Origin of the sequence: uncultured Veillonella sp. (assembly GCF_934190855.1) — a bacterium.
GTDB lineage: Bacteria > Bacillota > Negativicutes > Veillonellales > Veillonellaceae > Veillonella.
This window is the reverse complement of record NZ_CAKPTN010000033.1, coordinates 1-13,785: the sequence shown is the minus strand read 5'-3', so window position 1 is coordinate 13,785 and position 13,785 is coordinate 1. Positions and strand designations below refer to the sequence as shown.

The window sequence follows — 13,785 nt, the reverse complement described above, 5'->3', positions numbered from 1 at the left end:
ATGGTCTGACAATCGAAGAAAAGCAGGGCGTAGCTTTCACCAGTAACGAAGGTCAGTAGGGTGGTACCACGGATATGACGTCCGTCCCTTCGGGGACGGGCGATTTTTTTATGTAAAAGGAGCACATCATGGATTACGGTAAGACGTTACATTTGCCTGAAACAGAATTCCCAATGCGCGGCAATTTGCCTAAGCGCGAACCAGAAATCTTAAAATTCTGGGAAGACAACAAAATTTACGAAAAACGCTTGGAATTGCGTAAAGACGCAAAACCTTTCATCTTGCATGATGGCCCTCCGTACGCAAATGGTAAATTGCACATCGGTCATGCCCTCAACAAAACGTTGAAGGACATCATCATGAAATACAAGACTATGACTGGTCATTATACTCGCTACATCCCTGGTTGGGATACACACGGTTTGCCAATCGAGCATGCAGTTATTAAAAACACTGGTCTTAATCGTCATGAAATGGCACCATTGGACTTGCGCAACAAATGTAAGGAATATGCATTAGAATGCGTAGAAACTCAAAAACAAGACTTCATTCGCTTTGGTGTATTAGGCGAGTGGGAGCGCCCATATTTGACATTGCGCCCTGAGTTCGAAGTAAAACAACTTGGTATCTTCGGCGAAATGGCAAAACGTGGCCATATCTACAAAGGTCTTAAAACTGTATACTGGTGTACTCATTGTGAAACTGCATTGGCAGAGGCAGAAATCGAGTACGCTGAGAAAAAATCCTTCTCTATCTACGTAAAATTCCCTTACGTATCTGAGAAAAAGGTTACATTGCCAGCTGGCGTAGATCCAAAACAAGCATATGCTGTTATCTGGACAACTACTCCTTGGACAATGCCTGCCAACGTAGCAATCTCCGTTAACCCTGAGCTTGAATATGGCTGGGTAAAAGTAGGCGACGAATACTACTTGATGGCTACTGAACTCGTTGATTCTGCCATGAAAGACATCGGTATCGAAGAATACGAAATCGTAAATCGCTTCTCTGGTGCAGACTTAGAGTTGGCTGATTTCAAACATCCATTCGTAGAACGTAAATCTACTGTATTATGCGGTGATCATGTAACACTAGATGCTGGTACTGGTTGCGTACATACAGCGCCTGCACATGGTGAAGACGACTTTAACATCGTTATGCGTTACAACAAGGAAGGCAAAACTGAACTTCCTATCGTATCCCTTGTTAACGAAACTGGTAACTACACTAAACAAGTAGACGACAACCGTTATGGCGATACTGAATTCCCATTGGCTGGCGTAGAAATTCACGATGCAGAGGTGCCTGTCATCAAAATCTTGGCGCACAACAATGCATTGCTCAATAAATCTAGTTTGCGTCACCAATACGCACACTGCTGGCGTTGTAAAAATCCTGTTATCTACCGTGCCACAGAACAATGGTTCTCCTCTGTAGATGGTTACCGTCAACAAGCGCTTGATGCTATCGATAACCAAGTACAATGGATTCCTAAATGGGGCCACGACCGCATCTTCAACATGGTTCGCGACCGTGGTGACTGGGTAATTTCTCGTCAACGTATTTGGGGCGTGCCAATTCCTATTTACTATTGTGAAAGCTGTGGCGAGCACATCATCAACGACGATACTATGTCTGCATTGCTTGAAAAGGTAGCTGTAGAAGGTTCCGACGCATGGTGGGCACACACTGCAAAAGAATTGTTGCCAGAAGGCTTCAAATGTCCTCATTGCGGTCATGATGAGTTCAAAAAAGAAACGGACATCATGGACGTATGGTTTGACTCTGGTTCCTCTTGGGCTGGCGTACTTGAAGTTAACGATCTTGAAGTACCATGTGCTATGTACCTTGAAGGTTCCGACCAACATCGCGGCTGGTTCAACTCTTCCTTGTTAACGGCAGTAGCAACAACAGGCAAAGCACCATACAACTCCGTATTGACTCACGGCTTCGTTGTGGACGGTGAAGGTCGTAAGATGTCTAAATCTGTAGGTAATACAGTAGCACCTAGCGATATCATCGACGTATACGGCGCTGACGTTATGCGTTTGTGGGTATCCTCCGCAGATTACCAAGCAGACGTACGTTTGTCCAAAGACATCGTAAAACAATTATCTGAAGTATACCGTAAGATCCGTAATACATTCCGCTTCTTGCTTGGTAACTTGGATGACTTCAATCCAAACACTGACAAAGTGGTTTACGCAGATATGTCCGAATTCGATAAATGGGCTTTGCTACGCTTAGAAGAAGTACGTCAAAAAGTTTCTGATGCATACGAAAACTATGAATTCCATATGTTATACCATGCAATTCATAACTTCTGCACAGTAGACTTGAGCTCCATCTACCTTGATGTAATGAAAGATACTATGTACGCTGAAGGCAAAAACAACGTAGCTCGTCGTTCTGCTCAAACAGCAATGTACGAAATCTTGAAAACATTAGTAGCAATGGTATCTCCAGTACTTTCTTTCACAGCGGAAGAAGTTTGGAAATACATGCCTAAAGAAGAAGGCATGCCTGAATCCGTAATGCTTCAAGATTGGCCACAAGGTCATCCTGAACACTTCAACCAAGAATTGGCTGACAAATGGAACCAATTGTTAGACTTGCGTACATCTGTACAAAAAGCATTGGAATTGGCTCGTCAAGACAAAACAATCGGTCACCCATTGGATGCATCTGTTACAGTATACGCTGAAGGCGCTGCATTCGACGCATTGAATGCTCTTGGTGAAGAAGGCTTGGCTAAACTCGTTATCGTATCCGAAGCTCACATCGTAAACGGCGCTGCACCAGCAGAGGCTGTTAAAGACGAAGAAACAGGCGTAGCTACAGTCGTTGCTGCATCTGGTCTTGAAAAATGTGAACGCTGCTGGATCCACCGCGATACAGTAGGTCAAGACAGCGAACACCCTACACTTTGCCATCGCTGCGCAGACGTTGTAAAAACTCTATAATTGTTGATACAATAGTAGAATCCTATTGTCGTAGACTACATAATCTATAATTACAGAGATAAAAGAATACATCTGATGAACCAATCCTATGAATTGTTCATAGTGTAATATCTAAATAGAAAACCCTTCTCTAACACAGCTAGTTTGTTTTAAACTAATGTGCATAAGAGAAGGGTTTTTCTTTAGAAAATATTAAAAATTTATAGAAATTTATGAATTCATTGTATGCTATCTTTCTCATCTAACTATTCGTATCAATTAAGACTTCGTTATTTTGTTCATGAAAATTTAATGTGTAAATTTTTACGCATTTCATGTAAAAGCTAATTTCCTGGTTTAAGATGTTTATAGTTAGTTTAGTTCTTGTTCTTATATGAGAAGGAGGAAGAGAAATGGTTGCAGCAATCGTTAAAGCAATCTTGGCAGCGCTTACTGGTTTAGCTAATGCTTTATTGCCTTTATTCAAATAACAATTTCATTCCCCAGAAAAAAGACCACCCAGCTTGCGGTGGTCTTTTTCTTATGTCTGAAAATAGAAATCAATTTGTAACATAATGATTTAGAGAATCTTTAAGTGCCGTTTAACTATAAGGAGTTATATTGACTATAGAAACAAGCATAACTATAATGAAGATGAATTAACCATGAAATGAACGTGAAGAACGGGCAGTGTTGTGTGGTTTTATTTCCTATGCATAACGAGGGGAGCGTATAAGTTATGAGAAGAAATGTATTCATTAAGACTTTGGCTTTAGGTGCTGTAGCATGTGCGTTTAGTGCTACAGGTTTTGCAGCAGATGTACAAAATGGGCATGGCCAAGGTGTTGCAGATTCTACTACAGAAGTGAATGGGGCTAAGCATGAAGCGGTTCGCTCTAGCTGGATGGATCGTACAGATATCGTAGTCGGCGTTGATATGAAAAATTCTGAAGAGTCGAGTAGCCATCACTTCCATAATTTTACGCCTTGGGAAAATCATCCTATTGTGGGGACTTCTGATAAATCCAAATCTACAGAACTCAACAAGTTATACATTGAGACATTACAACCTATAACCCATTACGATGAAAATGCTAAAAGTGTTGTTTTTGTACAAGGTCGTATAGGACGTAGTGGTGAAAAGATATCCTCTAATAAATTCAATAACTATTGGGTGCCAGATAGACCGGCTGGGACTTTCACAGTTCATGAAGGTGAAACAAAGAAACAAGAATCTCTAGGTGTAAATGCTAATGTTGGTGTAGGGTATCGTCGCCTTAGTAAAGGTGAGCATGCTTATGTTGGTGTTAATGCATTCTATGACCATGCATTTAAAAATGGATATAAACGTGTTAGCGGTGGCCTAGAATATGTGGTAGGCCTTAATGAATTCCATGCCAATATTTATAAAAATTTAGGATCTAATGAAAGAAAATATATAGGCCTTTATGGTCGAACTAGTACATGGTATGATCCTACTGGTTTGTATCCATATGGTAGAGATGATGATACTAGTCTTTATAATTATGCTAAGGTCGATTATGAAAATCACTGGATTCTAAGTGAAAATACTGTAGCTAGAGGTTATGATATTGGCTATGCCCGAACATTTAAAAATGCTAGATGGGCTCGTGTTTATGCGGACTATTATAACTGGCGTGGTAGAGCGGCTGTAAGAGTAGGCTATGAAAAACTAAATAAGCGCGATGCTATTAAAGGTTTTAAAGTGGGGGCAGAACTCCATATTACACCACATCTTACTCTTGATGCAGGTTACAAAACAGCATCCCATCATTTGAGCGGTCCTTATGCAACTTTGAAATATACAATTGGTACATCTAAGTTTGCTTGGCATGGTGGTAAACATAGTGAAAGTGCTATTACAACAGCACGCGCTAAGATGCTTGATAAAGTTCATCGTAGTGATATGGTTGTACAAGAAATTATGGAAGAAAACTATGATCATGGTGTTACTGATGTAGGCTTATAGGGATTTCCGCATACATTACCCTCATGATCATTTATAGTAGGTTGGTTTGTTTATAGGTTATAAAAAGGGGGCTGTTTCGTTACAGCCCCCTTTTATGTTATCGGTTATTTTTATTGTAATGCCTTTGGGACGCTGAGCTTTTTCCAATTGTCTAGTTCAGGGATTTCCAAGGTATTTATTGTTTTTTGAATCCAATAGTTCAAAGATACTTCGTTGCCTACATATTGTTCAAATAAATAGGTGTTACCTGGCGTATCTTGTTGGTTGCCATCCTCGTCGATGGTGTGTCGCACAGATTCTTTCAGATAGAGCTGGACTCTAAATGGATTCGATTGATTGCCTTTAAAAATAAAATACGATGGACCTACAAAGTCATGAGTACGGACATTAATTTGTTCGTACTTTTTGTCTTTTAAGCCTTGTAATGCGGTTTGTATCATCGCGTTAGCATCGTCGTATTCCTCAAGTAGAAATGCTTGTTGATCTACATCGAGAACATAATGCCACGTCGGTTTTTCTTCGCTTTTTTCGATGGACCAGTTCTCTACGAGATTCGGTAAAGCGTGATTATCGTACAGGTCTTTTAGTAGGAAACGTGCATCATCTTTATTGACTATCGTACGGTAGATGATTTCTTGACCTTCTGTCGGGTCATAGCCGTGTAATCGCACTTGATACATATCTCGAGGCATACGCATCACATCTAACTTAAAGATGTTGCGCAGTTTGTCTGGAACGGATAGGAAATGATTGTAAAAGCTAAGCTTTATTTCCTCTTGGGTTGATAAGGCTTTTTCTATGGTTTGCCAGTCATATAAGGTAGTGTCCCACAGGAAGTCATCCATAATTACAGATAATCGTGCTGCCTGTTGAGGCCACGTAGTAGGGGCCGGGCGCACCGTAGTAGTAGACTCGGCAATGCCTTCCTTGTACTGCCAATGACCGTCGATTTCCTCAAATGCTTCCAATCGCTCTACTGCTTCATCATCGATAGGAACATCTTTTAACTCCTCATCTAAGTTTGCCTTATGAGACAGGATATATTGATGGGATTGTTCGTAATAGGAGACCGCCTGATCAAGGTCTGGCTTGCCTGATACATAGCCCTTTTCATAGGCATAGCCGAGGGCAACCCGAGTTAAGGCACGCGTAATATCGTAGAAGAGAACGCGGTTTTCCTCTTCAAAGGCTCGTTGCTCTTCATCTAAGACGCGCAGTAAGGATTGAACGGCAAAGCGAATGTTTTTCGTAACCCCTAAACCGTGAATGCGCATATAACCAATGTATGGCAAGGCGAACATAAAGCGGTCCTTAGTCGCCGCCATGTGCGTTAAGTCTGCAATGAGGCCCCAGTCCAGAGGGAGGTGGCCGATGTGGAAAATATATCCAAAGGCCGCTTGTAATGCGGTGTATCCAGCGTCGCTAAAGTTCTTAGTAGCGGCACGGCGATAGAGGCCGATAGCCTTCACTGGATCGTAAGGAATAGCGGTACGCAGTTCTTTGGCATCGTAGAAGTGATAGTAATAATCTGCTAACTCGGCGATGCTTTCAGATTGACCTAAGGCCGCTGCTTTAGTAAACCACGTGAAAGCATCTTCAAAGTTGCCGTTTTCGTGACAGTCGAGCCCTGTATAGAGCATCATAGCAGGATTACCAAGCTCTGCTGCCGTTCTAGCTACACGGCGGGCGTTCTCAAAGTCTCCTTCGTCGATATAGATATTGCGCAAATTTCCTTGGAACATGGCAAGCCCATTATAAAGCGCTTTATTGAGCCATCTTTTTGCCAACTCTGATGCATTTTCTTGCAACTTTTCATCTGGCACTGTCCCTTGTAAGGCCGCAATACGGTCGTGCATGGAACCGCCTTGTAGACTTTGTTGAATGCGTTTAGACCAACTAAGTGGGGGCGGCGTAATCATATCTCTTGCTGATTGAATGCGATTGTCATCGCGCCAAAAGAATACATTGCCTATTACATACTGGCAATAGGCGTCGTCTTGTTCGGCATAATTGTGGACGATGCGGAAGGCCTCATCAAAGGAGATTTGCATATCCTTTTCGACAGTAGGTGTAATAGAGCCTTTAATGCGTAACGCTTGTAAGGTGCCAATGGGACTACAGCGGCGAATGCTATCGTGTAAGCATTGGTAGGTGCGCATATTGTCTTCAGGGAAATTGGATTCCTCCCACGTAAAGCGCGGGCCAGCATAAACGCGTGCCAATAGGGCGTATGCATCACCTAACTCTCGTGCCTGTGGATCATTAGCGATTTTGAGAGTATCCTCTTTGATGTTGATTTCGCTTTCAAGAAGGGCAGACATATCATTTCGCAAGGCGCGATGATCCGTTGATACTACATCTTGCTGATTATTGATGATAAGCTCAAGCTGACGCAAACCCTCTTGAGCTGCTTTTTGATTATAAGATCTAAAAATCATGTGGAAGACCTTTTGTAGGCGTTCCGTAAAGTACTGTGCCATAAGGCCTCCTTTGCATTAATTGCATTTACTATAGAATACATATTTATTATATAACGAAGGCAAGTGACCGTGAAAGAGGAAAAACCCCTCTGAAATCTTATCAGAGGGGTTAGTATTTATCCTAATGCGTTAGAATAGATATTATTTTTTGTTGTAATCGCCGAACCATTTGTCGTAGATTTTTTGGTAAGTGCCGTCTTCTTTAAGTTCTTTAAGAGCTTTGTTAACAGCTTGTTGTAATTCTTTGTTGCCTTTTTTCACGCCAAGCACTGTGCCTGGGGATTGAGTAGGTTCGCCTACGAGTTTAAGGTCTTGATCAGCACCTTGTTTGAGGTAGTACATAGCAACTGCGTTATCGATGATAGCGCCATCGATTGTGCCAGCTTTCAATTCCATGAAGATATTAGCATTGGAATCGATTTGTTTTACTGTTGTATTAGGGATTTTTTGAGCCATTTCAACAGGGATTGTGCCGATTTGAGCACCTACAGTTTTGCCTGCCAATTCGTCCATGTTGTGGATTGTAGTGTTGTCTTTACGAACAACTGTGATGAAACCACCTTGGTCAAAATACACATCGGAGAAGTCCAATACTTTTTCACGTTCAGGAGTAGCGTTGATACCTGCCGCAATCATGTCAATATCGCCAGATTGAACTGCTGGGATCAAAGCGTCGAAGCCCATGGATTTGAATTCCATTTTTAGGCCGATTTTTTTAGAAATTGCTTCGGACAAATCAACGTCGAAACCAACATATTTGTCGCCTTCAGTGAATTCGAATGGTGGGAATGTAGTTTCAGAACCTACACGCAATACACCTTCTTGTTGTGTCATTTTAGGTTTTTCGTTGCCACAACCAGCCAATAAACCCAATGCTGCTACCGCTACGAGGGCGATGGCTGTCAATTTTTTGAACTTAAACATAGTAACCTCCTCAAACATCCATATACATGGTTTATACATTTCTGTTTATATTGTACGGAATTTTACACCAATAGGCAATAACATTGTATAATTAAGAGTACATGAGTTTCGTATTAATATATCTAATGGAGGCTATATGTCCCTTACACATATTTTTTCCGATCTTTGTAAAAGCTTCGCTCCAGATGCTTTTGCGGTGAATTATACATTAGCTAATAACCCTGAGCTGTCTAGTCAGGAGTTCGAGTCTGTTAAAACCATTGGTGCTGCTTTAGAAAAGCATGGCATGGATGTAACTTATGAGTTCTGTAATTTGCCGACAGCCTTCAAGGCATCTGTTGTGAAAGTAGATAACCCTCAAGGTCGTTTGGCGATTTTATGTGAATACGATGCGTTGCCTGAAGTAGGCCATGCATGCGGTCACTGTGCGAGTGGTGCCATGAGCATTCTCGCCGCATTAACACTTTGTAAAATGCAACAAGACGGCGTGACTTTCAACATGGATATCGATATTATCGGGACCCCAGACGAGGAAGCGATGGGGTGCAAGGTGGATATGTGCAACGCCGGTGTATTTAAGGACTATGATTTTGCTATCATGGTTCACCTCGATGGTGAGGAAACGCGTCCTAATTCACAATTCTTAGCCCTTGATTGTTTCCGCGCTAAATACCACGGCAAACCTGCTCACGCCGCAGGCGAGCCTTGGAACGGCGTCAATGCGGTAAATGGGGTACAACTGGCTATTCACGCTATGGATATGATGCGTCAACAAGTGCGACCTGAAACGCGCATCGGCACTTGGATTATTGCAGGTGGTACAGCCTCTAATATTATTCCTCCTTATGGCGAATTAGAAGTCACCGTGCGTCATACAGAACGTGACTATTTGAACGGTTTATCTGAGCAAATCAAAAACATCTTTGAAGGGGCTGCCCTTTGTACAGGCACAACAGTAGATGTTGAGTTTTATGGCAACCCGTATGACGATATGAATCAAAACTATCGCGGTACAGCGCTCATCGAAGAGGTAATGGCTGATATGGACCTCGATTTTGAACCAGGTGCAGCAGCCCTCGGCGGTAGCTCCGATATTGGTAATGTCAGCTATCAATGCGCCGCACTCCATCCTAAATTACGCCTTGTTGGGGATCCAAAAGTGTGTCACTCTAAAGAATTCGCCGCTGCCATGCTAGAATCAACCATTGAACAAACCATCATCGATGGTGCTAATATTATCGGCGGTGCTTTACTACGACTCGTAGAAAACCCAACAATTCTAGAAGAAATCGTTGCTGAATTTAATAGTGCTAAATAAAAGGAGGCTTTATGTCCTCAACTGAAAGATTAGAAATTAAAAATTATATAGGTCTTACGGGGGATAAACCCATTAAATTTATTGCATCCGACGTTGATGGTACCTTGGTTAACGATGCAAAGGCCATCCCTGAGGACGCTATTGAGGCCATTCGCGCGGCTCGTGAAAGCGGCATTCGCGTGGCTATTGCCTCTGGTCGTGCCTGGAATGAGATGAACGATGTCATTGAAAAGTTGCCTTGCTTGCGCTATTTCATGTGTACCAATGGCGCTTATGTGATGGACAAGGATGAAAACCGCAGTCTATTCCACGTCAACTTTGATAAGGAACAAGCCTTATACTTGTTGCGTAAACTTTTAACCTACGGTGTCTATGTAGAGACCTACGTGAAAGACCAAATCTTTGGCATGTATCCGCCGTCTAGATGTATTACGCCTGAACGATTAAGCGCATGTGCTAGTGAGCGTAAAGCCCCTAATAAAAAAAGTTCGATCAGCCTCATGGATAATCATCTTCCTAGCTCTACGAATTATGCTCAACTTGGTGTAACTGGGGAAGATCTTCCTAGTGTAAACAAGGACCATTTGCCTGGTGAGACTCATGATCACTATGCTCTTGTTGAAAGTGATGAAGCGGCAAAGGTGACTATGTCCGAATGTGAAGTAGAACAGTCTAATTTCTTCTTTAGACCTAATATTCGTCCCTTTATTTTAGCTACTCGTACGATGGTATGTGATTTACTAGCTCATATGGAATCTTTGGATGAAGGTCCTGAGAAGATTCAAATATTCTACGGTGATGAGCCGATGCGCCAACGTATCTTGCAAGACTTGCGCGATGAATACCAAGGCCTATTTCACGATGGTACAGGCCGTGAAAGATTTTACGATGTATTGCTCTCCAGTGAAGGTAATTTAGAATTTGTATTGCCACACACTACAAAGGGAACAGCCGTAGAAGCCTTGGCCAAACACTGGGGCTTTAGCCCAGATGAAGTGATGACACTGGGTGACAGTGAAAACGATCTATCTATGCTGCGATTCGCAGGCGCTGGTGTAGCCATGGGCAATGCTAAGCCGAATATTAAAGAAGCGGCACGCTACGAAACGACAGACAATAACCACCAAGGCGTGGCAAAAGCAATCTACTCGGCCATTGCATACAATAATGAGTTAAACCGTAAATCTTAAGTAATAATCTTAAGTGTTCAAGATAAAATACGATAAGATAATTTAGCTTTAGGCTGCGCAAATGATACTATAATGTAGATACCACCAGTTAAAAGTAAATTACATTAATTCTGGTATGGTTAGATATGTTTATATTTGAGATACTACCAGTTAAAAATAAATATTTTTAACTGGTAGTATCTAGAAAATACATATATATTTGACGTAGAAATGGATGCAGAAATGTCAGTGGTGACGCAGGTAAGTCAGCGTTGTCCTAGGAATATCGGCGTTGTAATTATTTAAGTTCTTAGCTATTAATGGATAAGCAATAGATAGGAGGTGATGTAGAATGGGAAATTTAAAGTTTATTATCGATGATACTTGTGTTAAGTGTGGTGCTTGTGCTGAGGATTGTCCTGTTCAATGCATCACTGAAGGTATGACTCGTTTTAATATCGGTAAAGGTTGCATTGGCTGTGGTGATTGTTACTCAATCTGTCCTGTTGGAGCTGTGAAGATGCATAAGCGGGAGACTCAAAAGAGTAGTAGTCAGAAATCGGGAGACTCCAAAGTGTAATAGTAATATTTCGGAAGGTTATAAATCTGAACCTTAAGAGTTTTAAAAACCCGAACATTAAAAACTTGTTTATAATTTTCATACGGAATCTATGGAGTCCATATACTTCGTATGGTATAATAAACTGTAATGAAAAAATCGCGTTTTGCTCGAAAAAACGCGCTCCCCAATACAGAAATGTATGGGCATAAATAATAGTGAATATACTTTCACAAAGATGCATATGGAGGAAGGCATGGAAAACAAGGAATTTGTAATTGTTGTTGACTTTGGTGGTCAATATAACCAATTGATCGCGCGCCGTGTTCGTGAAAATCACGTATACTGCGAAGTATATCCATACAACAAAGCGCTGGAAAAAATTAAAGAATTAAAGCCGCAAGGTATCATCTTCACAGGCGGTCCGAACAGCGTATATGAAGAAAACTCTCCAAAAATCGAAAAAGAGATTTTTGAACTTGGTATTCCTATTCTTGGCATGTGCTATGGTATGCAATTTATGGCGCATACATTGGGCGGCGAAGTTAAATCTGCCGATAACCGTGAGTTCGGTAAAACACCTACTAAAGTGGACACTACATCTCCACTATTCAAAGGCTTGGACGAAGACCAAGTTGTTTGGATGTCCCACGTTGACTATGTAGCTAGAGTACCTGAAGGTTTCGAAATTATTGCGCATACAAAAGACTGCCCTGCAGCAGCTATGCAAAACAAAGAGCGTAAATTATACGCTATGCAATATCATGCAGAAGTATTGCACACTGAACATGGTAAAGAAATGCTTCACAACTTCTTGTACGAAGTATGTGGTTTCACAGGCACATGGACAATGGCAAACTATGCGAAAACTGCTATTGAAGAAATCCGTAACACTGTAGGCGATGGCAAAGTATTGTTGGCATTGTCTGGCGGTGTAGATAGCTCCGTTGCAGCAGCCCTTATCTCTAAAGCTGTAGGCGACCAATTGACTTGTATCTTCGTTGACCATGGTTTGATGCGTAAAAACGAAGGCGATGAAGTTGAAGCAGCTTTCAAAGATTCTGGCATGCATTTCATCCGTGTGGATGCGGAAAAACGTTTCTTAGATAAATTGGCTGGTCTTGAAGATCCAGAAGCAAAACGTAAAGCTATCGGCGAAGAATTCATCCGCGTATTCGAAGACGAAGGTCGTAAAATCGGTTCCGTTGACTTCTTAGCACAAGGTACAATCTACCCTGACGTTATTGAGTCCGGTACTGGCGAAGCGGAAGTTATCAAATCTCACCACAACGTAGGCGGCTTGCCTGCAGTTGTAGACTTCAAAGGCCTTATCGAACCATTGCGTAACCTCTTCAAAGACGAAGTGCGTGAACTTGGTTCTGAATTAGGTTTGGCTGATTACCTCGTATGGCGTCAACCATTCCCAGGCCCTGGTCTTGCTATCCGCGTAATGGGTGAAATCACTAAGGAAAAACTCGATATCTTGCGTGATGCGGACTATATCTTCCGTGACGAAATTGCAAAAGCTGGTCTTGATCGTAGCATCAACCAATACTTTGCAGTATTAACATCTACACGCACTGTAGGCGTTATGGGTGACTTCCGTACATACGATTACACATTGGCATTGCGTGGCGTAACAACAACAGACTTCATGACTGCTGACTGGGCACGCATCCCTTACGACGTATTGGACACAATCTCCCGTCGTATCGTAAACGAAGTACAACACATCAACCGTATCGTATACGATATTACATCTAAACCACCTGCAACAATTGAGTGGGAATAAAACTTAATTTAATACAGAATTTAGAGCCTTATAAATATTTAATTTATAAGGCTCTACTTTTATTCGATTAAGTTAATTCTATCTTGTAATTTGTGAATTTTATATGGAGGATAAATTTAAATAGTTTTATAGAAATACTAGTTATTAACAGAATGGTTGCTTTATTGAAAAAAAGTAATAAAATGTATTTATAAGAATATTTATCTTTAAGTTTTTTGTGTTTAAACTATAGTAAATTTTTGTGATTATGTATGGGGGTTCAAATGGGAGAAAATATTCCACTTAAAAGTAAAGATTTAGAGCGCATATTCAATTCTAATATCGGTGATTATGGATATAAAAAGATAACTCAACATAAAACCTCGGATGTAGAAGAAGCATCAGATAGATTAGAAGAGACATATCGTACGGACCTTAGAAGACAAAGAGATAAAATTCTGTATACAGGTGGATTTCGTAGATTACAAGATAAAACCCAAGTTATTTCTGCTACTCGTGAAGGGGATCATAGAACTAGATTAACTCATCCTTTAGAGGTTGAACAAATTGCAATAAGTATTGCAAATGCACTTAAGTTAAATGTGGATTTGGTATCTGCAATAGCGTTAGGC

At 41.3% G+C, this 13,785-nt stretch carries 8 protein-coding genes and 1 pseudogene; 7 read left to right on the top strand and 2 right to left on the bottom strand.

Annotated elements, in window-relative coordinates:
* Positions 1-128 precede the first annotated feature (128 nt).
* Positions 129-2,963, top strand: a complete 2,835-nt coding sequence (gene ileS / locus Q0F90_RS03405; RefSeq protein WP_296003355.1) for an isoleucine--tRNA ligase — start codon at positions 129-131, stop codon at positions 2,961-2,963.
* A gap of 718 nt (positions 2,964-3,681) precedes the next feature.
* Positions 3,682-4,932 carry an inverse autotransporter beta domain-containing protein gene (locus Q0F90_RS03400; protein ID WP_296003354.1) on the top strand — a complete coding sequence of 417 codons (1,251 nt, stop codon included), beginning with the start codon at positions 3,682-3,684 and terminating at the stop codon, positions 4,930-4,932.
* 110 nt (positions 4,933-5,042) lie between these two features.
* On the opposite strand, the gene Q0F90_RS03395 is transcribed toward Q0F90_RS03400, so the two are convergent.
* The gene (locus tag Q0F90_RS03395) at positions 5,043-7,412 is read right to left on the bottom strand and encodes a tetratricopeptide repeat protein (protein ID WP_296003353.1); all 2,370 of its coding nucleotides are present in this window, start codon (positions 7,410-7,412) and stop codon (positions 5,043-5,045) included.
* A 141-nt stretch (positions 7,413-7,553) separates the two neighbouring features.
* Positions 7,554-8,336 carry a basic amino acid ABC transporter substrate-binding protein gene (locus tag Q0F90_RS03390; RefSeq protein WP_296003352.1) on the bottom strand — a complete coding sequence of 261 codons (783 nt, stop codon included), beginning with the start codon at positions 8,334-8,336 and terminating at the stop codon, positions 7,554-7,556.
* A gap of 136 nt (positions 8,337-8,472) precedes the next feature.
* Between Q0F90_RS03390 and Q0F90_RS03385 the strand changes: the two genes are divergently transcribed.
* The 5 genes and pseudogenes from Q0F90_RS03385 to Q0F90_RS03365 all read left to right on the top strand — a co-directional run.
* Entirely contained in the window at positions 8,473-9,654 is a 1,182-nt protein-coding gene (locus tag Q0F90_RS03385) for an amidohydrolase (protein WP_296003350.1), read from the top strand.
* An 11-nt stretch (positions 9,655-9,665) separates the two neighbouring features.
* Positions 9,666-10,844: an HAD hydrolase family protein gene (locus Q0F90_RS03380; protein ID WP_296003348.1), complete on the top strand. Its 1,179-nt coding sequence runs from the start codon at positions 9,666-9,668 to the stop codon at positions 10,842-10,844.
* Between the two features lie 331 nt (positions 10,845-11,175).
* Positions 11,176-11,403 (top strand): DUF362 domain-containing protein, encoded by a 228-nt coding sequence (locus Q0F90_RS03375; protein WP_296003346.1) that lies wholly within the window; start codon positions 11,176-11,178, stop codon positions 11,401-11,403.
* A gap of 235 nt (positions 11,404-11,638) precedes the next feature.
* Positions 11,639-13,174, top strand: a complete 1,536-nt coding sequence (gene guaA, locus Q0F90_RS03370; protein ID WP_296003344.1) for a glutamine-hydrolyzing GMP synthase — start codon at positions 11,639-11,641, stop codon at positions 13,172-13,174.
* Between the two features lie 263 nt (positions 13,175-13,437).
* Positions 13,438-13,785: pseudogene (locus tag Q0F90_RS03365) on the top strand (hypothetical protein); the annotation flags it as partial.